The sequence below is a fragment of the Streptomyces asiaticus genome, assembly GCF_018138715.1.
Classification (GTDB): domain Bacteria; phylum Actinomycetota; class Actinomycetes; order Streptomycetales; family Streptomycetaceae; genus Streptomyces; species Streptomyces asiaticus.
Genome location: NZ_JAGSHX010000006.1, coordinates 3,310,879 through 3,332,634, shown reverse-complemented (window position 1 = coordinate 3,332,634; position 21,756 = coordinate 3,310,879). Strand labels below are relative to the sequence as shown.

Here is a 21,756-nt window from a genome sequence, read left to right as displayed (position 1 = left end):
CTCAGATCTCCTTCTGGGAGAGGGCGCGGACGGTGCGGGACGGGCTGGGCCGGCCCAGATGCCGGGCTATCCACACGCTGGTGGCGGTGAGACGGCCGATGTCGACCCCGGTCTCGATGCCGAGGCCGTCGAGCATCCACACGAGGTCTTCGGTGGCGAGATTGCCGGTGGCGCTCTTGGCGTACGGGCAGCCGCCGAGGCCCCCGGCGGAGGCGTCGACGGTGGTCACGCCGTGCTCGAGCGCGGCGAGGGTGTTGGCGAGCGCCTGGCCGTAGGTGTCGTGGAAGTGCACGGCCAGCCGGTCGTCGGCGACGCCCGCCTCGTTGAGCGTGTCCAGCAGCTCCCGCACATGGCCCGGGGTGGCCACGCCGATGGTGTCGCCGAGGCTGATCTCGTCGCATCCCATGTCCATCAGACGGCGGCTGACCGAGACGGTCTGGGAGATCGGGACCGGGCCCTCCCACGGGTCGCCGAAGCACATGGACAGATAGCCCCGCACGGCCGCGCCCGCGTCCTTGGCCTTGGTGACGACCGGCTCGAACATCTCCAGCGCGCCGTCCACCGTGCGATTGAGATTGGCCTTGGCGAAGGACTCCGTGGCGCTGGCGAAGACGGCGATCTCGCGCGCGCCCAGCGCGAGGGCGCGGTCCAGCCCGCGCTCATTGGGCACGAGCACGGGGAGCCGGGCGTCCACGTCGTCGATGAGCGGCATCAGCTCCTCGGCGTCGGCCAGTTGGGGCACCCACTTGGGGTGGACGAAGCTGGTGGCCTCGATGGTGGTGAGACCGGCCTCGGCGAGCCGGTGGATGAACTCGGCCTTGACCGGCGCCGGGACCAGCGCCTTCTCGTTCTGGAGCCCGTCCCGGGGGCCCACCTCGTGGATCCGGACCCGGGTGGGCAGCCCGGGGGCGGGGACGGTCATGGGGAGGGTCATCACTCAGGCTCCTCGCTCTGCTGCGGCTCATGCGGGGTGACGACCGCCAGCAGCTGGTCCATGGCGACCGTGCTGCCGGGGGTCACCTCGAGCTCGGTGACGGTGCCGTCGTGCGGGGCGGCGATGAGGTGCTCCATCTTCATCGCCTCGACCACCAGCAGGCCCTGACCCGCGGTGACCTCGTCGCCGACGGCCGCCTTCACGACGGTGACGGTGCCGGGCATGGGTGCGGTGAGCTCCCCGGCGTGCGCCGCGGCGGCGCCTCCGCGCAGGGCCTCCTCCACGGGGTCGTGCCCGACCACGCGCCAGGCGTCCCCGTCCCGCCCCAGCCAGTGGCTCGCGCCGTGCGCGGCATGCCGGAAGCGATGGGTGACCCCACCGAGGTCCAGCAACACGGAGCCCTCTTCGAGGGCAACGAGCCGCGCCCGCACGGTGACGCCCGCGTCGGCGGCCGGGCGCCATGCCGCGTCCGCCCCCGCGCGGGCCGGAGCGGTGGTGGTGCCCGCGCCCGCGTCGACGGCCGGTCGCGGGTCCGTCACGCGCGGCGCCGTGTCCGCTGCCGCACGCGCCCCGCCGGGGCGGCGGTCCGCTGCCGCGTGGTGGGCGGCGGAAGCCCGCTCGTCCGCCTCCGCTTTCGCGGTGCGCGCACTGGTGCCGGTGACGGCGGAGTCGGGGCTGGTTCGGGGGACCGAGGTCTCCGCGCTGCCTTCGCCCGCGCCCTCGGGCCCGCCGGGGCGGTCCGTTGCCCCGGCCGCTGCCGGGGTGCCGTCAGCGTGCTCGATCCGGACCTCCGCGTCGTGGGCGCGGCCGCGCACGCGGACCGTCACCGGGGGGTGGCCCGCCACGCGGAGGCGGTGGACCGTCCAGGCGGGGTCGCCGCCGAGGCGCCAGCCGGTCGGCACCGAGAACGGGTCGACCCAGACGTCCGCGGCCGGGCCGCCGAGGCCGGAGCCGCCGGGCTCCGGGCGCCCACCGGATCCGCCGCCACGCGGAGCGGCGGGCTCCAGGGCCGCCTGGCGCAGCAGGGCCGCCGTCGCGTAGACCTCCTCCGGTATGGCCGCCGGGATCAGCTGGGCCGCCGCGCGGTCGACCAGGCCCGTGTCGAGCTCGCCCGAGGCGACCGCGGGGTGGGCGGCCAGTCGGCGCAGAAAGCCGGTGTTGGTGTCCACGCCGAGGACGGTCAGGGAGCCGAGGGCGGCGCGCAGCCGGCGCAGGGCGGTGGGGCGGTCGGGGCCATGGGCGATGACCTTGGCGAGCATCGGGTCGTAGACCGTGCCGACCTCGGTGCCCTGGCTCAGCCCGGAGTCGACCCGCACCCCCTCGCCCGCCGGTTCGTCCAGCGCCAGCACGGCCCCGGCCGAGGGCAGGAAGTCCACCCGGCCGTCGGCCGCCGCGCGAGCGGTCTCGGCGCAGATACGGGCCTCCACGGCGTGGCCCGCGAAGGCGATCTCGTCCTGTCCGAACGGCAGCGGCTCACCCGCGGCGACGCGCAGCTGCCACTCCACCAGGTCCAGACCGGGCCGCCCGCCGACCGACACCGTCAGCTCGGTCACCGGATGCTCCACCTGGAGCCGGGTGTTCATCTCCATGAAGCAGTACGCCGACGGATCGGCACCCGGGACGATGAACTCGACCGTCCCCGCGCCCACATAGCCGCAGGACCGGGCCGCCGCCACCGCGGCCTCGCCCATCCGCGCCCGGGTGGCCTCGTCCAGCAGCGGGCTGGGCGCCTCCTCGATGATCTTCTGATGGCGGCGCTGCAAGGAGCACTCGCGCTCCCCGAGGTGGACCACGTGTCCCTGACCGTCCGCCAGCACCTGGATCTCGATGTGCCGGGGCCGGTCGATCCAGCGCTCCACCAGCAGCGTGTCATCGCCGAAGGCGCCGCGCGCCTCCCGCCGGGCGGCCGCGATCTCGTCGGCGAGCAGCGCCTCGTCGCGGACCAGCCGCATGCCCTTGCCGCCGCCGCCCGCCGAGGGCTTCAGCAGCACCGGCATCCCGATCTCCCGGGCGGCGGCGGTGAGCTGCTCGTCCGTCAGCCCGCTGCCCGAGGAGCCCGGCACCACCGGCACCCCGGCCGCGCGCACGGTCTCCTTGGCGCGGATCTTGTCGCCCATCAGCTCGATGGCCCCGGCGGGCGGGCCGATGAAGGCGAGCCCGGCGTCGGCGCAGGCGCGGGCGAACGCCCCGTTCTCCGCGAGGAAGCCGTAGCCGGGGTGGACGGCCTGGGCGCCGGTGCGCGCCGCGGCCTCCAGCAGGCGCTCGATGGACAGATAGCTCTCCGCGGCCGGCGCGGGGCCGATCCGCACCGCCGTGTCCGCCTCGCGCACATGGCGGGCGTCCGCGTCGGCGTCGCTGTAGACGGCGACCGAGCGGACCCCGAGCCGCCGCAGGGTGCGGATGACGCGCACGGCGATCTCACCGCGGTTGGCCACCAGGACGGTGTCGAACATCGCGGGCGACGGGCCGGTCGACTTCGTACCGCTCATGCCACTCATCGGGTGCATCTCCCTCACATCCGGAAGACGCCGTAGCCGGGCGCCGCGGGCTCGGTGGCCGTACGGCCGGGCAGCGGTGCGTTGGCGCAGGCCGTAAGGGCGAGGCCGAGCACCGTGCGGGTCTCCAGGGGGTCGATCACACCGTCGTCCCACAGCCGGGCGGTGGCGTAATAGGCGTTTCCCTGCGCCTCGTACTGCTCGCGGACCGGGGCCCGGAACGCCTCCTCGTCCTCGGCGCTCCACTCCTCGCCGCGCGCCTCCATCTGGTCGCGCTTGACGGTGGCGAGCACGGAGGCGGCCTGCTCACCGCCCATCACCGAGATCTTGGCGTTGGGCCACATCCACAGGAAGCGCGGCGAATAGGCCCGGCCGCACATCGAGTAGTTGCCCGCGCCGTAGGAACCGCCGATCACGACCGTGAGCTTGGGGACGCGGGTGCAGGCCACTGCGGTGACCATCTTGGCGCCGTGCTTGGCGATACCGCCCGCCTCATAGCTGCGGCCCACCATGAACCCCGAGATGTTCTGAAGGAAGACCAGAGGGATGCCGCGCTGGTCGCACAGCTCGATGAAGTGGGCGCCCTTCTGGGCCGATTCGGAGAACAGGATGCCGTTGTTGGCGACGATGCCCACCGGGTGGCCCATGATCCGCGCGAAGCCCGTGACCAGCGTGGTGCCGAACTCGGCCTTGAACTCGGCGAACCGCGAGCCGTCCACCATCCGCGCGATGACCTCCCGCACGTCATACGGCGTGCGCGAGTCGACCGGGACCGCCCCGTAGAGCCCCGCCGGGTCCACCGCGGGCTCCTCGGAGGGCTCCAGCGGCCACGGCGGCGACCCCTGCCGCATCGGGGACGGCGGCAGGGTGGCGACGATGGAGCGGACGATCCGCAGCGCGTGGGGGTCGTCCTCGGCCAGGTGGTCGGTCACGCCCGAGACCCGGGAGTGGACCTCGCCACCGCCCAGCTCCTCCGCCGAGACCACCTCACCGGTGGCCGCCTTCACCAGCGGCGGCCCGCCCAGGAAGATCGTGCCCTGCCCGCGCACGATCACGGCCTCGTCGCTCATCGCCGGGACATACGCCCCGCCCGCCGTGCAGGACCCCATCACGGCCGCGACCTGCGGAATCCCGGAGCCGGACAGCCGGGCCTGGTTGTAGAAGATCCGCCCGAAGTGGTCGCGGTCCGGGAAGACCTCGTCCTGCATGGGGAGGAAGGCGCCGCCGGAGTCGACCAGATAGACGCACGGCAGGTGGTTCTCCAGCGCGACCTCCTGGGCGCGCAGATGCTTCTTCACCGTCATCGGGTAGTACGTGCCGCCCTTGACCGTGGCGTCATTGGCGACCACGACCACCTCGCGGCCCGACACCCGCCCGATCCCGGCGATCACCCCCGCCGCCGGTGCCTGGCCCTCGTACATCCCCTCGGCCGCGAGCGGTGCCAGCTCCAGGAACGGGGAGCCCGGATCCAGCAGGGTGTCCACCCGGTCGCGCGGCAGCAGCTTGCCGCGCGCGGTGTGCCGCGCCCGCGCCTTCTCCCCGCCGCCCAGCCGCGCCACGGCCAGCCTCTCGCGCAGCCGCGCGGCCAGCTCGCGGTGCCCGGCCTCATTGGCCTTCCAGGCGTCGGACCCCGGGTCGGCGCCGCTGCGCAGCGCCGGTGCCTGCTCCATGGCTACGAGCCCCCTCGCTCGGTCCCGCTCGGTACCGTTAGTGAACGTTAACTACTCCCCACCAGGTTAACGACCACTAACCCCGCTTTCTAGAATTGATTTCATGAGCACGCAAGCACCCGCCCCGAGCCGCCGTGAGCAGATCCTCAAGGAGGCCGCCCGCCTCTTCGCCGAGCGCGGCTTCCATGGCGTCGGCGTCGATGAGATAGGCGCCGCGGTCGGCATCAGCGGCCCCGGTCTCTACCGCCACTTCCCCGGCAAGGAGGCCATGCTGGCCGAGCTGCTCGTCGGGATCAGCGGCCGGCTGCTGACGGGTGGCAAGCGGCGGGCCGCGGAGGGGGAGGGGGCCGGGTGCGCCCCCGCGGAGGTGCTGGATTCGCTGATCGAGGGGCATATCGACTTCGCCCTCGACGACCGTCCGTTGATCATCCTCCATGACCGCGAGCTCGACCGGCTCCGCGACACCGACCGCAAGCTGGTGCGCTCCCTCCAGCGGCAGTACGTGGAGCTGTGGGTCGAGGTGGTGCGCAAGGTCTACCCCCGGCTCGCCGAGGCCGAGGCCCGCGCGTGTGTCCACGCCGTCTTCGGGCTGCTCAACTCCACGCCCCACCTCGGCCGCCCCGGAGCCCTCCCGGGGCGCGCGGCCACCGCCACCCTGCTGCACCGCCTGGCCCTCGGCGCCTTCGACGGCGCCCACGGTGTGGACGGCGCGGCGAGTGAGCCGAAGGGGCGCGCCGCTGTCGACAAGGAGAGCGCGCGCAGGTCCTGAGGAACGAAGGACCGAGCACGGTCGAGTTGTCGACAGGGGCTGAGGCGCCCCGGCGGGGGCACCTCCCGGCGGTAGCTGGGGGAGAACCGAGCCCTATGAGGCTGGACAGGCTGGGTAACTCGCGGGTAGCTTTCGCTGAGCAAGCGCTTAGGTGAGCGTTGCCAAGTCATCATCGAGGAATTCACGACGGCGGCCGGGCGGATCCGCGAGAGCGGCGGCGGCTTAGCCGTGAGGAGGGCCGCGCCAATATGCGCCGTACGGTGTTCAACGAGGACCACGAGGCGTTCCGGGAGACCATCCGCGACTTCATCGCGGCCGAGGTCGTGCCGTACTACGACGAGTGGCGGGAGGCCGGCCAGGCCCCGCGCGAGTTCTACAAGAAGCTGGGCGAGCTCGGTGTCTTCGGCATCGAGGTGCCCGAGGAGTACGGCGGGGCCGGCGAGACCAGCTTCAAGTTCAACGCCGTGATCACCGAGGAGACCGCCCGCGCCGGGGTCAGCTTCGGTGGCAGCAGTGTCCACACCGCGCTGTGCCTGCCCTACCTCCTCAAGTACGCCAACGAGGAGCAGAAGCGGCGCTGGCTGCCCTCCTTCGTCACCGGCGACATGATGACCGCCATCGCCATGACCGAGCCCGGCACCGGCTCCGACCTGGCGGGCATGAAGACCACCGCCAAGCTCTCCGAGGACGGCACCCACTACGTCCTCAACGGCGCCAAGACCTTCATCACCGGCGGCGTCCTGGCCGACCGGGTGCTGGTCTGCGCCCGCACCGCCCCGCCCACCCCCGAGGACCGCCGCGGCGGCATATCCATCCTCGTGGTGGACACCAAGAGCGAGGGCTACGCGGTCGGTCGCAAGCTGGAGAAGCTGGGCCTGAAGACCTCCGACACCGCCGAGCTCTCCTTCACCGACGTCAAGGTGCCGGTGGAGGACCTGCTGGGCGAGGAGGGCAAGGCGTTCGGCTACCTCGCCCACAATCTGCCGCAGGAGCGCCTGGGGATCGCCGTCGGGGCGTACGCACAGGCCGCGGCCGCCGTACGGTTCGCCACCGAGTACGTCCGGGACCGCACCGTCTTCGGCCAGCCGGTGGCGTCGTTCCAGAACACCAAGTTCGTGCTCGCCGACTGCAAGTCCGAGGTGGACGCGATGCAGGCGGTCGTGGACCGGGCCCTGGACGCGCATGACGCCGGTGAGCTGACCGCCGCCGACGCCGCCTCCGCCAAGCTCTTCACCACCGAGCGCGCCGCCGTCGTCATCGACCGGTGCCTCCAGCTCCACGGCGGCTACGGCTACATGATGGAGTACCCCATCGCCCGGCTGTACGCGGACACCCGCGTCAACCGGATCTACGGCGGCACCAGCGAGGTCATGCGGTCCATCGTCGCCAAGTCCATGGGTCTGTGACGACCGTCATGACCAGTGGCAACAGGGCCGCAATCCGGGTCTGCAAGACTGCTTGAATCATGAATGACGCACTTCAGGGCCTTCTCGATCTGCTCGACCTCGAGCAGATCGAGGAGGACATCTTCCGCGGCACCAGCGACGCCGCACCCCTCGTCCCCCGGGTCTTCGGCGGTCAGGTCGCCGCCCAGGCCCTGGTCGCCGCGGGCCGTACCGTGCCCGCGGACCGCTTGGCGCATTCGCTGCACGCGTACTTCCTGCGGCCCGGCGACCCCGGGGCGCCCATCGTCTACACCGTCGACCGGATCCGGGACGGCCACTCCTTCACCACCCGCCGGGTGGTCGCCGTCCAGCACGGACAGCCGATCTTCCATCTCTCGGCCTCCTTCCAGCTGCACGAGGACGGCCTCGAGCACCAGGAGCGAATGCCGGACGTCCCCGACCCGCTCTCCCTGCCCACCGCCGAGGAGCTGCTGCCCCGCTACGAGCACCTCTTCCTCGGCCCCGGGGTGACCGAGCGGATGCTCCAGGCGCGGGCCGCGGTCGATGTGCGGTACGTGGACGAGCCGCCCTTCGGCAGCGTCGGACGGCCGCGCGAGCCCAAGTCGCAGGTTTGGTTCCGGACCAACGGCAAACTGGACGGCGCCGCCGACCACCCCCTGCTCCACGTCTGCCTGGCGACCTATGTCTCCGATATGACGCTGCTGGACTCCATCCTGCTCGCCCATGGGCGCGGCGGCTGGGCGGTCGGCGACATCGTCGGCGCCAGCCTGGATCACGCCATGTGGTTCCACCGGCCGTTCCGGGTGGACGACTGGCTGCTGTACGACCAGGAGAGCCCCTCCGCGTCCGGCGGACGCGGGCTCGCCAAGGGCCGCATCTTCACCGCCGACGGGCGGCTGGCCGTCTCCGTGATCCAAGAAGGGGTCATGCGGGTGCCGCGCGGGAAGAAGTGAGCGCGGCGGGCGGCGGCCCGGAGCCGTCCGAAACCGGGCCGTCCGGGACTGGGTGGTCGGAAGCCGGTCCGTCGGAAACCGGGCGGTCCTGAACCGGCCGGTCCGAGACCGGTCCGTAGGAATCGGGTCCGTAGGAATCGGGTCCGTCGGAAACCGGTCCGTCGGAAACCGGTCCGTCGGAAACCGGTCCGTCGGAAACCGGTCCGTCGGGACCAGGCCGTCAGAACTGGGCCGTCAGCCCCGCCGCGTCCAGCAGGTACGCCGTCATCGCGTCGTAGAACCTCGGGTTGGTGACGTGGTCGTCCAGCGGGACCACCACCGACAGCGTGCCCTCGGACTCGCCGAGGAAGAGCGCCGGGTCGTTGCAGTCCGCGTAGCCCACCGCGTCGATGCCCCGCTGCCCCGCGCACCCCGCCCAGCCGTGGTCGGCGACCACCAGATCGGGCAGCGGCCGCCCCTCGTGGGCCAGCCCGTCGAGGATCGCCGCCATGGGCGCGGGGGAGTGGGTGTGCCACAGCGTGGCGCCCCGCTCCAGCATCGCGACATCGCAGAACTGGAAGACGTACCCCTCGTCCGCCTGTAGCCCGCCCGGGATCTCCACGATCTCGCATCCGGCGGCCCGCAGCGCCGCCGCCGTGGCCCGGTGGACCTCCAGCAGCCCGCCCGGGTGCCCGGTGGCGAACAGCACCCGCTCGTTCGCCTCCGCCGCCTTCCGCAGCACCGATGCCATCCGGTCCAGCGCGCCGATCGTCAGCTCCGGGTCGATGGTGTCCTGCCCCGAGCGGTGCTGCGGATCGTCCACCACACCGCAGCGCTCGGCCATGACCGCCAGCACATCCTGCTCATCGGTCCAGCGGTCGCCCAGCTCCAGGCCGAGCCAGTAGTGGCGGTCGCCGTTCGCGAGCTTGCGGTAGTGGGAGAGGTTGTTCTCACGAGGGGTGGCGACATCGCCCGCGATGCGCGTACGGACGAGATGGTCGATCAGTTCGGCACGGCTGGGCACGGCGCTGGGTATCGGCATGTGGCCCATTGTCGCCTCTCCGACGGGGGAATGGGGACATCCACCGCCGGTCGGGCGTGACACGACCATGGCGAAATGCCGGATGTCCGCCCGGACCGCCGCCGTCCGGACCGCCACCGCCCGGGCCCCGCACCGGGCCTACGGGGTGTCCGGCGGACCACGCGGCGGAGCCGCATATCCATCCGTCGGACACCCCCTCAGCGGCGGGGCCGACGGCTCCTGGCGGGGCGACGGGCGGGCTTGCCCGCACGGTGCGGCTGCGGCGGCACGGGCGCGCTGATGGTCACGGGAACACCGGAGGGGTCCTGCGCGCCGGTGATACGGGTGAGTTCGGGGTCGGCGGAGTGGACCCGGGCGGTCCGCGGGGTGATGCCCGCGTCGGCCATCAGACGGACCATGTCCCGGCGCTGGTCCGGAGTGACCAGCGTGATGACGCTGCCGGATCCGCCCGCACGGGCGGTACGGCCGCCACGGTGCAGATAGTCCTTGTGGTCGGCGGGCGGGTCGACATTGACGACGAGATCGAGATCGTCCACATGGATGCCCCGGGCGGCGACGTTCGTGGCCACCAGCACGGTGACATGGCCGGACTTGAAGTGGTCCAGGGTCCGGGTGCGCTGCGGCTGGGACTTGCCGCCGTGCAGCGCGGCCGCCCGTACGCCGCTGGTCAGCAGATGACGGGTCAGCCGGTCGACGCCGCGCTTGGTGTCCAGGAACAGGATGACGCGGCCGTCCCTGGCGGCGACCCGGGTGACCACGGAGCGCTTGTCGGTGTCCGCGATGTGCAGTACATGGTGCTCCATCGTGGTGACGGCACCGGCGGACGGGTCCAGCGAGTGCACGGCCGGGTCGTGGAGGAACTGGCGCACCAACTGGCCGATGTTGTGGTCGAGGGTCGCGGAGAACAGCAGGCGCTGGCCGTCGGCGGGGACCTGCCGCAGCAGCCGGGTGACCTGGGGCAGGAAGCCCATGTCGGCCATTTGGTCGGCCTCGTCGAGGACCGTGATGTCCACCTGGTCCAGCCGGCAGTCGCCGCGTTCGATCAGGTCCTGGAGGCGTCCGGGGGTCGCGATGACCACCTCCGCACCGCCGCGCAGGGCCTCGGCCTGGCGGTTGATCGACATCCCGCCGACCACGGTGGCCGGACGCAGCCGCAGCCGCCGGGCATAGGGGGTGAGCGCGTCGGTGACCTGCTGGGCCAGCTCCCGGGTGGGGACCAGCACCAGGGCGAGGGGACGGCCGGGCTCCGCGCGCCGCCCGGCGGTGCGGGCCAGCAGGGCGAGGCCGAAGGCGAGGGTCTTGCCGGAGCCGGTTCGGCCACGGCCCAGGACGTCCCGGCCGGTGAGGGCGTTGGGGAGGGTGGCCGCCTGGATCGGGAAGGGCACGGTGACGCCCTGCTGGGCCAGCTCCTTGTGCAGCTCCTCCGGCATGTCGAGCTCGGAGAACGACGCGACGGCGGGCAGCACCGGGGTGGAGCCGGGCGGCAGGGCGAATTCGTTTCCGCCGTCGTTTCCGCCGGTGGAGCGGGGGCGGCCGGGGCGTGCGGAACGGGAGGGCGCGGGTTTTTTGCGGTACGAGCGGGCTGAACGGCTCAATGCGGTGCCTTCTGCTGGGCGCGGTGTGCGGAAACGCGCACGAGCCGGGGCCCGCACCCCTTCAGGTACGGGCCCCGGCTCGTGACAGGGGCTGTGATCAGGCGGGAACGATGTTCTCGGCCTGGGGGCCCTTCTGGCCCTGGGTGACGTCGAAGGTCACCTTCTGGCCTTCCTGGAGCTCACGGAAGCCGCTGGTGGCGATGTTCGAGTAGTGGGCGAAGACGTCGGCGCCGCCGCCGTCCTGCTCGATGAAGCCGAAGCCCTTTTCCGCGTTGAACCACTTCACGGTGCCAGTAGCCATGTCTTTCTCCTTCATTTGGGGATCGGTCCGGAATGCGTGGGAAATGCACCCCGAGTCGCCGAAATGACCCCATCCGGAAATGACCGGCAAAAACAAGAAATGCGCCTGCGGCTACATACCGCCAGGCGCATACAAAGTCCATGGGTACCAAAACTGCAACTGAAGGAGAGCCTACCACGTACGGCTCCGGAACGGCGGGAGTCGGGTGGACGATTTTCCCGCCGGGCCGTGCCCTCCCGCTTCGAGGTGTGACACGCTGGCGTTTCCGACACCCTTCTCTCCCCGTGGGGGCGCCATGCGCTGCATCATCGCCAACTTCGCCTTCAACCTGACCGCGCGCGAGGTGACGGACGCGATGAGTGGCGTCAGCCCCGAACCGATCACCGGCCCTTCGGTCCAGATCGGCGGCCAGCTCTACCCGGTCAAGCAGGTCGGGGCGGTGGTCACTCGCCAGGACCGCCGCGACTTCACGGCGGGAGAGGTGACCCGGGCCATGACGCGCCTCGGCTTCACCTGTCATCCGGCGCCCCCGGCCGCGGCGTCCGGCGCCGTCGAGACCGCCTCGGAGCTTCTGGGGAAGCCGACGGACGGCTGACCCCCGCCGGGCCGCGCGGGCGCGAGGACCCGGGGCCGCGCGGGGAAGTCATGTTAAGCGTTGACTTATATAAGCGGCGGCTGGCATAGTCCGGGCGTGCACGCACTCGATGTCCTCGGAGACCCCGTCCGGCGCCGGATATTGGAGCTGCTCGCCGAGGGGGAACGATCCTCCGGCGAGGTCAGCTCCGTCGTCCGGGCAGAGTTCGGCATCTCGCAGCCAGCCGTCTCGCAGCATCTGCGGGTGTTGCGGGAGGCCGGATTCGCCTCCGTACGGGCCGAGGGCACACGGCGGTTGTACGCCGTCGAGGCCGCGCCCCTGCGGGAGGTCGACCGGTGGCTCGACCGGTTCCGGGGCTTCTGGGAGCAGCGGCTGGACGCGCTGGGGACGGAACTGGCGCGGGGCAAGCGGCAGCGGCGGGTCGATCAGGAGCGCGGCGGCGGCAGCGGAACCGATGCGGAGACATGACTCATGAGCGAGATCGTCGACCAGATCAACCACGTCCACCGCGAGGTCGGCACCCGTGAGGTGCCCGACGGCGGGGCCCGCACCGTACTGCTGCGACGCACCTACGACGCCGCGATCGAGGACGTCTGGGACGCGTGCACCGACCCGGAGCGGATCAGCCGCTGGTTCCTGCCGGTGAGCGGCGACCTGAAGCTCGGCGGCCACTACCAGCTGACGGGGAACGCGGGCGGCGAGATCCTGCGCTGCGAACCCCCGCGGCTGCTCGCGGTGAGCTGGCTGTTCGGCGAGAACCCCGGCTTCAGCGAGGTCGAGGTCCGGCTGACCGCCGAGGGCGAGGAGCGGACCGTCTTCGAGCTGGAGCACGTCGCCGTCGTACCGCCCGAGATGTGGGACCAGTTCGGCCCCGGCGCGGTCGGCGTCGGCTGGGACGGCGCACTGCTCGGCCTCACCCTGCACCTGACGGGCGAGGGCGCGCCCGCCGACCCGGAGGCGTGGCAGGCGTCGGACGAGGCACGGGAGTTCATGACCCGCAGCAGCGAGCGCTGGGGCGCGGCGTACGAGGCTTCGGGGGCCCCGGCGGAGGTGGTGGCGGCGACGGCGCGCGCCACGACGGAGTTCTACGTGCCCGCGCGCTGACCGCTGCCCGTAAGGGCGGCGGCTGTGCCTGTAAGGGCGGCGGCTGTTTCCGTAAGGGCGGCGGCTGTCCGTAAGAACGCGGCGGCTGTCCGTAAGAACGCGGCGGCTGTCCGTAAGAACGACGACGGCCGTAAGCGCGGCCACCCCCTACCCGTCATACCTGGGAGCTATCCCGGAGATGCACTCCCCGGTGGGACGCCAACCACACGGCCGGCTCCCTACCTTCCGTATTCACGACATCCGTTGGTACGGAAGGAACAGCCATGGCGTCCCGTCTTCGCCGCGCCCTGCTCGCGGCGCTCGTCACCGCCTCGGTGGTGGCGCCCCTGGTGGGGGCCGCTGGGCCCAGTGAGGTGCCCGCGCCGACGCCGGTGGCGCTCGGGCCGGTGCGCGTCGCGGGTCTTGAGCACCGGTACGCGGCCAACCGGGAGGGGATCCGGGCGGCCGAGGTGATGGCCGCCCGGCACGGGGACGGCAAGCGGGCGCGGGCGCTGCGGAAGATGCGGGGGGCGTCGCGGCACTTCCTGTCCTTCGACGGGCGGAACGGGGGCCGTGCCGTCGAGGTGTACGGGGATCTGGGCCGCGCCACGCACATCGCCGTGCTGGTGCCGGGGTCGGACACCAACCTGGAGACATACGGCCGGTTCCGGGACGGGGCACTCGCACTGAGCCGTCAACTCGGGCGCCGTACGGCCGTCATCGGCTGGCTCGGGTACAAGACGCCCGGCACCGTGGCGCCCGAGGTGCTGACCACCGGCCGGGCCGCCGGTGCCGCTCCCCGACTGACCGCGTTCGTACGGGAGTTGAACGCGGCCACGCCCCGGGCCCGGATCTCGCTCCTGTGCCACTCCTACGGTTCGGTGGTCTGCGCCCGGGCCGCCCGGGGGCTGAACGCCGCGGACATCGTCCTGTACGGCAGCCCGGGGACGGGGTACGACGACGCCCGGCAGCTGCACACCCGGGCCACCGTCTGGGCCGGGCGGGGCGGGAACGACTGGATCGGCGGGGTGCCGCATGTCCGGATCCCGCTGCTGGGCACGACCATCGGCTTCGGGACCGACCCGGTCTCCCGGCGGTTCGGCGCGCGGACCTTCGACGCGGGGGACGTCGGGCACAGCGACTACCTCAAGCCCGGGTCCGCCGCCCTGGTGAGCATGGGCCGGATCGTGGAGGGCCGCGATGCGTGAGTCGGTCCGGTTGAGCGGGACGCCCAGGCCGGGTGAGTCGGTCCGGTTGAGTGGGACGCCCAGGCCGGGTGAGTCGGTCCGGTTGAGTGGGACGCCCAGGCCGGGTGAGACGGTCCGGCCGCGTGGAACGGTCCGGCCGCGTGGGACGGTCCGCATACGTGACCTCGTCCGGCGGATCGAGGCCGCCACCCCGCCCGGTCGCGACCGCGCCGTGGACGGCCTGCGGGCCGTCGCCATCCTCGGCGTGGTGCTCGGTCACTGGCTGGTGACCGCCCTCGTGGCCGACAGCGGCACCCTGCGCGTGGCCAGCCCGCTGCTGTACCAGCCCGGACTCACCCCCGTCTCCTGGGTGTTCCAGACCCTCGCGGTGTTCTTCCTGGTCGGCGGGCAGATGGGCGCCAGGAGCCACGACAGCGCCTGCGCCCGGGGCATCACCTACCGGCGGTGGCTGCGCGCCCGGCTGGCCCGGCTGTTCCGGCCCGTGGCCGCCGTGCTGACCGTATGGGCCGTGGCGGCGGGGGCGCTGCTCGGCGCCGGGGTGAGCCTGCTGACCGTGCACACGCTGCTCAAACTCGTCCTGTCCCCGCTGTGGTTCCTGCTGGTCTACGCCGTGCTCACGGCCGCGACCCCGCTGGTGGCGCGGCTGCATCCGCTGTGGCCGCTCGCCGTCGTGCTCCATGTCGACCTGATCCGGTTCGGCTTCGACGGCCCCGCCTGGCTCGGCTGGGTCAACCTGGCGGCGGGCTGGCTGGTTCCGTACTGCCTGGGCGCCGCCTGGGGCCGCGGCAGGCTGCGCGGGCGGACGGCCGGGTGGGTGCTGCTGAGCGGCGGCGCGGCGGTCACCGCCGGGCTCGTCCTGCTCGGCGGCTATCCGGCGGCGATGGTCGGGGTGCCCGGCGCCCCGGTCTCCAACCTCAACCCGCCCACCCTGGCGGCCGTCACCTTCGGGCTCGCCCAGTGCGGCGCGGCCCTGCTGCTGCGCGGCCCGCTGCGCCGGGTGCTGGCGCGGCCCGTCGCGTGGGCGGTGGTGGCGCTGGTCAACCTCGCCGCGATGACCGTCTTCCTGTGGCACCAGACCGCGATGATGGCGGTCAGCGTGACCACGCTGCGGCTCGCCGGACCGCAGCCCGGGCTGCACACCGTGCCCGAAGGACCCGGCTGGGTGCTCGCCCGGCTGTGCTGGCTGCCGGTGTTCGCGGGGGCGCTGCTGATCTGCTGGGCGGCGTTCCACGCGTACGAGGCGGGGCGGCCGCGGAAGGGCGGTGGCGGGGTCGTCCGCGGTGGCGGCTCGGCCGCGGGCGGTGGCAGCCGGGTCGTTCGCGAGGGACGTCCCGGGAAGCAGGCACAGCAGGCACAGCAGGCACGGAACGTGGAGCAGCGGAGTGTCTAGAGTCAAGGGCATGACAGGCGACAAGGTCGCGGACCGGCTGGCGGGCGGCCTGCGCGCCCTGCCGCGCACGGTGGGCGAGACCCTGCGCGCGATGCCGGGCATCCTGCGCGAGGACCTGTGGACGGTGGCGCGCGATCCGCTGCCGCGAATGCGCTGGCTGGGGCGGCTGCCCCATGGCCATGTGGTCTTGTTCGCGGTGCTCATGGCCTGGCTCAGCATGGCGCAGTTCCAGGAGCCCGCCCGCCCGGGGACGGCCCAGGACCCGCTCCCGATCCTCTGGTTCGTCGTGCTCGAAGCGCTGGCCGTCCAACTGGCGCTGACCCGCCCGATACCGGCGTGGTGGCTCTCGACCGCCATGCTGATGGTGACGGCGCTGGCCGCGGACGGCCGCGTCCCCGCATATGTGCTCTACCCCTGGAACTACGGCCAGATCGCGCTGCACACCACCGTCCTGTTCCTCCTCGCGCTGCGGGTCCGCCCCCGGATCGCCGCCGAGGCGCTGATTCTGACCCTGCTGGTGGGGGCGTTCACCTCGGCCCTCGCCATCGGGACCCACGCGGACGGCCTGGACGAGGCCATCGTGTCCTTCACGACCGCCGTGGTGGTGGGCGCCGCGCTGCGCGGCCGCCGGGTGGCGCGGACCCGGCTGGTCGAGCAGGAGGAGCTCACCGCGGAGGAACGGGCCCGGCGCACCCTGCTGGAGGAGCGCAACCGTATCGCCCGCGAGCTGCACGACGTGGTCGCCCATCACATGTCGGTGATCTCCATCCAGGCCCAGGTCGCCCCACACCTCGCCGAGAACCCCTCGGACGAGCTCAAGGAGAACCTCGCGGGCATCCGGCAGAACGCCGTCGAGGCGCTGGCCGAACTGCGCCGTGTGCTGGGCGTGCTGCGCTCCGAGGACGCCCTGGCCGACGGCGCCCGGCATGCCCCGCAGCCCACCCTGGACCGGCTGGACGATCTGGTGGGCACGGTGCGGGGGACCGGGATCGCGATCCTTACCGATGTCACCGGGGAGCGGCGGGCGCTGCCGCCGGGCGTGGAGCTGTCGGCGTTCCGCATCGTCCAGGAGGCGCTGAGCAATGTGATGCGGCACGCGCCGGGCGCCGAGGCGCGGGTCGAGTTGGGGTACCAGCGGCACGGGCTGACCGTCCGGGTCGTCAACACCGCGCCGGACCGGCCCGCTCCGCCCTCGCCGGGCGCCGGGCACGGGCTGCTCGGGATGCGGGAGCGCGCTGCGATGCTAGGGGGCGAGCTGACCACCGGCCCGACGCCGGACGGCGGTTACGAGGTGATCGCCGTACTGCCCACGGACCACCCCGCCCCGTCCGCCGCCCTGCCCGAGACCACCGAGGACCCCGTATGACGACGACCATCCGCGTTCTGATCGCCGACGACCAGATGATGGTCCGCCAGGGCTTCACGGTGCTGCTCAACGCCGAACCGGACATGGAGGTCGTCGGCCAGGCCGTGGACGGGGCCGACGCCATCGCCCAGGTCGCCCAGCTGGCCCCGGACGTGGTCCTGATGGACATACGGATGCCCGGGGTCGGCGGCATCGAGGCCACCCGCCGGCTCACCGAACCCGCCGACGCCACCGTCAAGGTCCTCGTCCTCACCACCTTCGACCTGGACGAATACGTCTACGAGGCGCTGCGTGCGGGCGCGTCCGGGTTTCTGCTGAAGGACGCCTCGGCGGATGAACTGGCCCATGCGGTACGGGTGGTGGCGGCCGGTGACGCGCTGCTGGCGCCGAACATCACCAAGCGCCTGATCGGCGAGTTCTCCCGGGTGACCGCCGCCGCCCCGCGCGGGCCCCTCCGGGCCCGGGTGGGCGATCTGACGGAGCGCGAGACCGAGGTGCTCACGCTGATCGCCCAGGGGCTGTCGAACGCGGAGATCGCGGCACGGCTGGTGGTGGCCGAGCAGACCGTGAAGACCCATGTGAGCCGGATCCTGTTCAAGCTGGGGCTGCGCGACCGGACCCAGGCGGCGGTCTTCGCGTACGAGTCGGGGCTGGTACGCCCGTCGGCGTCCTGACCCGGTCCTGCCGTCGGGCCGGGGAGGGGAGCAGCCCGCCGCAGGCGTCACGACCTGTCCGACACCCCTGTCCCCGGCGGGTCTCTCCTGCCGATCTTGTTCTCTCACGTGACTCGTCTTCAGCTATTGAAGACATCGCGCCATCCATTGACCTGTCGTGTTCACCTCTTTATGGTCACTGCGACCGTCACCGGCGAACCACGACGGAGAACAATGACGTACTCCCCCCTCCGGCTGCCCCGGCCCGCCCGGCTGATCGCCCCGCTCCTCGTCTGCGGGCTGATCGCCGCCGTGCCCCCGGCGTCCGCCGCTCCCGAATCCGATCCCTCCGCGGCGGCCGACGCCACCGCCGGAGGGGACTGCACGCGCGGGCCGTCCGACGGCTGGGCGCTCTCCTCCAGCCGTATCGACCCCAAGGACAGCTCCCACGCGTATGTGGGCAACGGCTATCTGGGGCAGCGGGTGCCGCCCCAGGGGACCGGGTACTCCGGAGGGGGCGACAAGACCGGATGGCCGCTGTTCACCCCCCGCTACGACGGCGCCTTCGTCTCCGGCCTCTACGCGCACAACGCGAAGACGACCGAGAACCGGCAGGTGGCCGCCGCCATCCCCACCTGGTCCACGCTGAACGTGGCCACCGGGGGCGACCGTTCGGAGACCTTCGGCTCCCGGACCTCCGCCGGGCGGATCTCCCACTACCGGCAGACGGTCTTCATGCGCTGCGGACTGGTGCGGACCTCCCTCACCTGGACCGCGTCCGACGGGCGTGCCACCGACCTCACCTATGACATCGTCGCCGACCGCGCCAACGCGCACGTGGGCGCCGTAAGGATGCGGATGACCCCGCACTGGGGCGGGGACGCGACCGTCACCGATCTGCTCGACGGGCGCGGTGCGCGGCGGATGAGCGGGACCGGCGGTGGCGCCCATAAGGGCGGCACGGTCGATGTCGCCTTCCGTACGGATGGCACGAAGACCGACGGAGCCGTGGCATCCACACTGCGCCCCGGGCCGGGCGTCCAGGCGGCCGAGGCGGGGACGGGCGGTACGAGGTCCGGCGGCACAGAGGCCGGTGGTACGGACGCGGCGCGGGACCTGTCCGCGCGTCAGGGCCTCCGCTTCCCCGTACGCCCCGGCCGTTCCTATGAGTTCACCAAGTACGTGGGCGTGGACACCGCGCTGACCTCCCACACCCCGCGCGCCGACGCCCTCGCCGCCTCCCGCCGCGCGGCGGACCAGGGCTGGGACGCGCTGTTCGCCGCGCACAGCGCCGCCTGGAAGCGGCTGTGGCGCTCCGACATCGAGGTGGCCGGGCGCCGTCAGCGCGACCTCCAGGACTGGGTGCGCTCCGCGCAGTACGGCCTGCTGTCCGCCACCCGCGCCGGCTCCCGGAACAGCATCTCCCCGACCGGGCTGAGCAGCGACAACTACGGCGGGCTGATCTTCTGGGACGCCGAGACCTGGATGTACCCCGGGCTGCTGGCCACCCATCCCGAACTCGCCAAGTCGGTGGTGGAGTACCGCTACAAGACCCGCGCCGGCGCCCGCGCCAACGCCCGCAAGCTGGGCTACCCCGGCCTGTTCTACCCCTGGACCAGCGCGAGCAAGGGCGGGCTGTGGACCGAGTGCCACAGCTGGGACCCGCCGCACTGCCGCACCCAGAACCACCTCCAGAGCGATATCGCCGTCGCGGCCTGGCAGTACTACCAGTCGACGGGCGACACCCGGTGGCTGCGCGGACGCGGCTGGCCGGTGCTCAAGGGGATCGCCGAGTTCTGGGCGGGGCGCGCCACGCACAACGCCGACGGCAGCTACTCCATCAAGAACGTGGCCGGTCCCGACGAGTACAGCAACGGCGTGGACGACGCGGTCTTCACCAACGCCGGGGCCGCCACCGCCCTGCGCGACGCCGCCCGCGCCGCCCGCCTCCTCGGCCAGCCGGTGCCCGCCGCCTGGAACCGGATCGCCGACCGGCTGCGGATCCCGTACGACAAGAAGAGCCAGGTCTTCCAGCAGTACGACGGCTACAAGGGCTCGCTGATCAAGCAGGCCGACACCGTGCTGCTGATGTACCCGCTGGAGTGGCCGATGTCCGGTCAGGCGGCCGCCAGGACGCTGGACTACTACGCGGCCCGCACCGACCCGGACGGCCCGGCCATGACGGACTCGGTGCACGCCATCGACGCCGCCGCCATCGGCGAGCCCGGCTGCTCCACGTACACCTACCTCCAGCGCGCCATCAAGCCGTTCGTCCGCGGCCCCTTCGACACCTTCTCGGAGGCGCGGGGCGAGAAGGCGGGTGCGCAGGACCCCCTGTCCGGCTCCCCGGCGCAGGACTTCCTCACCGGTAAGGGCGGCTTCCTCCAGGTCTTCACCCACGGTCTGACCGGGATGCGGATGGACGAGGACGGTGTGCGGCTCGACCCGACGCTGCCGCCGCAGCTCCACGACGGTGTCACCCTGCGCGGGCTGCACTGGCGGGGCCGCACCTACGACGTGGCCGTCGGCCCGCACGAGACGACCGTAAGGCTGACAGCGGGCGCGCCGATGCGGATCGAGACCCCGCACGGTGGCGAGCGGGTCGTGAGCCGGGGCGCGCCCGCGGTGCTCAAGACCCGCCGCCCCGACCTCGAGTCGACCGACAACGTCGCGCGCTGCGGTAAGGCCACGGCGAGCACGGAGGAGCCCGGGATGTACGCGGGCGCCGCCGTGGACGGCAACGCGGCCACCGCCTGGGTGCCCGACGCGGCCGAGGGCACTCTCACGGCCGACCTCGGGCACGCCGTGCGGCTGGCGAAGGTCAGCCCGGAGTGGACCCGCACCCGCCCCGCCTCCCACGAGGTGCGGACCTCGCTCGACGGCCGCCACTGGCACGAGGGGACGACCGGCCCGGTCCGTTTCGTACGGGTCACCGTGCGGTCGGCGGACGACAAGAAGCGCGCGGGCATCGAGGAGTTGCGGGTGACTCGCGCCAAGTGACCCCGTGGGGGCCGGGACGCGCGGTCCGTGCACAGCGGACGTGGTCCATGCACAGCGGACCCATCCACAGCGGACCCATCCACAGCGGACGTGGTCCGTGCACGCAGGATCAAGACAGTGTGCACAGGAGGCCAACGACATCCCGGCCCCGGCGGGCCCATGCTGATCAGTGACGGGTGAGCAGGGTTGCTACGGGGGGAGCCCCGCTCACCTGTTCGCCGCAAGCGCCCTATGGCGGAAGTCCCGCGGGGGCACGCCATAGGCGCTGCGGAAGGCACGGCTGAAGTCCGCGGCGTGGCTGAAGCCCCAACGGGCGGCGATGACATGGATGGGAGTCTCGCCCAGAGCGGGATCGGCGAGGTCGCGGCGGCAGCGTTCCAGGCGCTGGGCGCGGATCCACGCGGAGACGGTGTGCCCCTGCTCCTCGAAGAGGCGGTAGAGGTACCGGAGCGAGATGTGATGGGCCGCGGCGATCGAGGCCGGGGTGAGCCCCGGGCGGTCCAGATTCTGCCGGACGAATTCCTGGATGCGTAACCGCAGAGTACGCCGACGGCTCTCGGGGGTGAGCCGGTTCTCGGCGCGCGCCTCGGCACCGGTGTCGAGCTCATGCGCGAGCAGCGCGTTGAGCAGATCGACGGCGACGGTGCCGAGGCGCGGTGCGTCGGCCGGGCCGTAGGCGTCGGACTCGGTGGCCAGCCGGGTGAGGAAGTCGGCGAGCATGGCCCCGATCCCGGACCGTCCGGACAGCCGCCGCCCGAGCAGCAGTTGGAGCTCGGCGGGCGGGAACGGCAGCAGCGAGGGGTGGAGGGTGACCGTCATCCCGTCGACCCTGCCGCGCTCGCACACCGCCAGATACGGCGTGGAGGTGGAGGTGAGCATGAACTGCCGGGCGCCGACCGTGGTTTCGGCGTCCCCGTGGCACACGTCGCTCTCCCCGCGCAGGGTGAGCCGCAGATGGTAGAGCTCCGGGTCGGAGCGCCGGATGTGGGCCGCGGTCCGCTCGTTCCGCAGTGACGGTACGGAGGTGTAGGTCAGCATCACCTCGCCGATGTTCACTCCGCCCCGTACGTTCGCGCGGAAGTCGTGCTCATGGTCGCTGCGCAGCTCCATGGGGATCGACGTCAGCTCGCACAGGGCGCGCCATGCCGCGAACCGTTCCGCGGGCGGGATGTCGTCGATCTGGGGCACCGCCACGATCATCATCCTTTCGCCTGGCCGGTGGTGCGCATTTCGATGGGCGCGACCTTAGACAGCCCTGCTAAGTGTTTGATGAACGGTCCGGTATTGAACAGTCCGCTTTTGGGCGATTCCGCGAGC

The 21,756-nt window shown here is 72.5% G+C and carries 18 protein-coding genes; 11 read left to right on the top strand and 7 right to left on the bottom strand.

Annotation, left to right across the window (positions count from 1 at the left end; all coding sequences use genetic code 11):
• Position 1: 1 nt before the first annotated feature.
• From KHP12_RS21330 to KHP12_RS21315, 3 genes are read right to left on the bottom strand one after another with little or no spacing between them, the layout of a single operon-like run.
• On the bottom strand, positions 2-934 hold the full coding sequence (locus KHP12_RS21330; RefSeq protein ID WP_211833480.1) for a hydroxymethylglutaryl-CoA lyase: 933 nt from the start codon (positions 932-934) through the stop codon (positions 2-4).
• Positions 934-3,387 carry an ATP-binding protein gene (locus tag KHP12_RS21320; protein ID WP_244203129.1) on the bottom strand — a complete coding sequence of 818 codons (2,454 nt, stop codon included), beginning with the start codon at positions 3,385-3,387 and terminating at the stop codon, positions 934-936. Before KHP12_RS21320 ends, KHP12_RS21330 begins: the two co-directional genes overlap by 1 nt.
• A 59-nt stretch (positions 3,388-3,446) precedes the next feature.
• The gene (locus KHP12_RS21315; RefSeq protein ID WP_037953103.1) at positions 3,447-5,099 is read right to left on the bottom strand and encodes a carboxyl transferase domain-containing protein; all 1,653 of its coding nucleotides are present in this window, start codon (positions 5,097-5,099) and stop codon (positions 3,447-3,449) included.
• A gap of 103 nt (positions 5,100-5,202) precedes the next feature.
• Here KHP12_RS21315 and KHP12_RS21310 point away from each other — a divergent pair, with 103 nt between their 5' ends.
• The 3 genes from KHP12_RS21310 to KHP12_RS21300 all read left to right on the top strand — a co-directional run bounded on the left by KHP12_RS21310 (position 5,203) and on the right by KHP12_RS21300 (position 8,227).
• Positions 5,203-5,868, top strand: a complete 666-nt coding sequence (locus KHP12_RS21310) for an SACE_7040 family transcriptional regulator (protein ID WP_086884054.1) — start codon at positions 5,203-5,205, stop codon at positions 5,866-5,868.
• 248 nt (positions 5,869-6,116) lie between these two features.
• On the top strand, positions 6,117-7,274 hold the full coding sequence (locus tag KHP12_RS21305) for an acyl-CoA dehydrogenase family protein (RefSeq protein WP_086884053.1): 1,158 nt from the start codon (positions 6,117-6,119) through the stop codon (positions 7,272-7,274).
• Positions 7,275-7,333: 59 nt separating this feature from the next.
• Positions 7,334-8,227: an acyl-CoA thioesterase gene (locus KHP12_RS21300; RefSeq protein WP_086884052.1), complete on the top strand. Its 894-nt coding sequence runs from the start codon at positions 7,334-7,336 to the stop codon at positions 8,225-8,227.
• A gap of 220 nt (positions 8,228-8,447) precedes the next feature.
• Here KHP12_RS21300 and KHP12_RS21295 read toward each other — a convergent pair whose 3' ends face one another.
• The 3 genes from KHP12_RS21295 to KHP12_RS21285 form a co-directional block, all read right to left on the bottom strand.
• The gene (locus tag KHP12_RS21295) at positions 8,448-9,257 is read right to left on the bottom strand and encodes a phosphatase (protein ID WP_372455212.1); all 810 of its coding nucleotides are present in this window, start codon (positions 9,255-9,257) and stop codon (positions 8,448-8,450) included.
• Positions 9,258-9,445: 188 nt separating this feature from the next.
• The gene (locus tag KHP12_RS21290; protein WP_208653146.1) at positions 9,446-10,843 is read right to left on the bottom strand and encodes a DEAD/DEAH box helicase; all 1,398 of its coding nucleotides are present in this window, start codon (positions 10,841-10,843) and stop codon (positions 9,446-9,448) included.
• Between the two features lie 97 nt (positions 10,844-10,940).
• A complete protein-coding gene (locus tag KHP12_RS21285; protein ID WP_020871138.1) occupies positions 10,941-11,144 on the bottom strand; it encodes a cold-shock protein in 204 nt (67 codons plus the stop codon).
• A 295-nt stretch (positions 11,145-11,439) separates the two neighbouring features.
• Here KHP12_RS21285 and KHP12_RS21280 point away from each other — a divergent pair, with 295 nt between their 5' ends.
• The 8 genes from KHP12_RS21280 to KHP12_RS21245 all read left to right on the top strand — a co-directional run bounded on the left by KHP12_RS21280 (position 11,440) and on the right by KHP12_RS21245 (position 20,439).
• A complete protein-coding gene (locus tag KHP12_RS21280; RefSeq protein WP_211833478.1) occupies positions 11,440-11,739 on the top strand; it encodes an SCO5918 family protein in 300 nt (99 codons plus the stop codon).
• 96 nt (positions 11,740-11,835) lie between these two features.
• The gene (locus KHP12_RS21275) at positions 11,836-12,207 is read left to right on the top strand and encodes an ArsR/SmtB family transcription factor (RefSeq protein ID WP_211833476.1); all 372 of its coding nucleotides are present in this window, start codon (positions 11,836-11,838) and stop codon (positions 12,205-12,207) included.
• A gap of 3 nt (positions 12,208-12,210) precedes the next feature.
• Entirely contained in the window at positions 12,211-12,843 is a 633-nt protein-coding gene (locus tag KHP12_RS21270; protein ID WP_086884049.1) for an SRPBCC family protein, read from the top strand.
• A gap of 263 nt (positions 12,844-13,106) precedes the next feature.
• Entirely contained in the window at positions 13,107-14,030 is a 924-nt protein-coding gene (locus KHP12_RS21265; RefSeq protein ID WP_210609328.1) for an alpha/beta hydrolase, read from the top strand.
• A 154-nt stretch (positions 14,031-14,184) separates the two neighbouring features.
• Positions 14,185-15,420: an acyltransferase family protein gene (locus tag KHP12_RS21260; protein ID WP_244202860.1), complete on the top strand. Its 1,236-nt coding sequence runs from the start codon at positions 14,185-14,187 to the stop codon at positions 15,418-15,420.
• A 10-nt stretch (positions 15,421-15,430) separates the two neighbouring features.
• Positions 15,431-16,786 (top strand): sensor histidine kinase, encoded by a 1,356-nt coding sequence (locus tag KHP12_RS21255; RefSeq protein ID WP_211833474.1) that lies wholly within the window; start codon positions 15,431-15,433, stop codon positions 16,784-16,786.
• A complete protein-coding gene (locus tag KHP12_RS21250) occupies positions 16,783-17,460 on the top strand; it encodes a response regulator (RefSeq protein ID WP_210609322.1) in 678 nt (225 codons plus the stop codon). Before KHP12_RS21255 ends, KHP12_RS21250 begins: the two co-directional genes overlap by 4 nt.
• A 213-nt stretch (positions 17,461-17,673) precedes the next feature.
• Positions 17,674-20,439 (top strand): glycosyl hydrolase family 65 domain-containing protein, encoded by a 2,766-nt coding sequence (locus tag KHP12_RS21245; RefSeq protein WP_210609320.1) that lies wholly within the window; start codon positions 17,674-17,676, stop codon positions 20,437-20,439.
• 207 nt (positions 20,440-20,646) lie between these two features.
• Here the strand turns inward: KHP12_RS21245 and KHP12_RS21240 are convergent, their stop codons facing one another.
• The gene (locus KHP12_RS21240) at positions 20,647-21,639 is read right to left on the bottom strand and encodes a helix-turn-helix domain-containing protein (RefSeq protein ID WP_211834888.1); all 993 of its coding nucleotides are present in this window, start codon (positions 21,637-21,639) and stop codon (positions 20,647-20,649) included.
• Positions 21,640-21,756: the final 117 nt, after the last annotated feature.

Excerpts from the sequence above, each read along its gene's own strand:
- KHP12_RS21330 (WP_211833480.1), bottom strand. The coding sequence starts at position 934 with ATGACCCTCCCCATGACCGTCCCCGCCCCCGGGCTGCCCACCCGGGTC.
- KHP12_RS21305 (WP_086884053.1), top strand. The coding sequence starts at position 6,117 with ATGCGCCGTACGGTGTTCAACGAGGACCACGAGGCGTTCCGGGAGACC.
- KHP12_RS21315 (WP_037953103.1), bottom strand. The coding sequence starts at position 5,099 with ATGGAGCAGGCACCGGCGCTGCGCAGCGGCGCCGACCCGGGGTCCGAC.
- KHP12_RS21300 (WP_086884052.1), top strand. The coding sequence starts at position 7,334 with ATGAATGACGCACTTCAGGGCCTTCTCGATCTGCTCGACCTCGAGCAG.
- KHP12_RS21310 (WP_086884054.1), top strand. The coding sequence starts at position 5,203 with ATGAGCACGCAAGCACCCGCCCCGAGCCGCCGTGAGCAGATCCTCAAG.
- KHP12_RS21255 (WP_211833474.1), top strand. The coding sequence starts at position 15,431 with ATGACAGGCGACAAGGTCGCGGACCGGCTGGCGGGCGGCCTGCGCGCC.
- KHP12_RS21295 (WP_372455212.1), bottom strand. The coding sequence starts at position 9,257 with ATGGGCCACATGCCGATACCCAGCGCCGTGCCCAGCCGTGCCGAACTG.
- KHP12_RS21245 (WP_210609320.1), top strand. The coding sequence starts at position 17,674 with ATGACGTACTCCCCCCTCCGGCTGCCCCGGCCCGCCCGGCTGATCGCC.
- KHP12_RS21320 (WP_244203129.1), bottom strand. The coding sequence starts at position 3,387 with ATGTTCGACACCGTCCTGGTGGCCAACCGCGGTGAGATCGCCGTGCGC.
- KHP12_RS21285 (WP_020871138.1), bottom strand. The coding sequence starts at position 11,144 with ATGGCTACTGGCACCGTGAAGTGGTTCAACGCGGAAAAGGGCTTCGGC.
- KHP12_RS21250 (WP_210609322.1), top strand. The coding sequence starts at position 16,783 with ATGACGACGACCATCCGCGTTCTGATCGCCGACGACCAGATGATGGTC.
- KHP12_RS21265 (WP_210609328.1), top strand. The coding sequence starts at position 13,107 with ATGGCGTCCCGTCTTCGCCGCGCCCTGCTCGCGGCGCTCGTCACCGCC.
- KHP12_RS21270 (WP_086884049.1), top strand. The coding sequence starts at position 12,211 with ATGAGCGAGATCGTCGACCAGATCAACCACGTCCACCGCGAGGTCGGC.
- KHP12_RS21280 (WP_211833478.1), top strand. The coding sequence starts at position 11,440 with ATGCGCTGCATCATCGCCAACTTCGCCTTCAACCTGACCGCGCGCGAG.
- KHP12_RS21240 (WP_211834888.1), bottom strand. The coding sequence starts at position 21,639 with ATGATCGTGGCGGTGCCCCAGATCGACGACATCCCGCCCGCGGAACGG.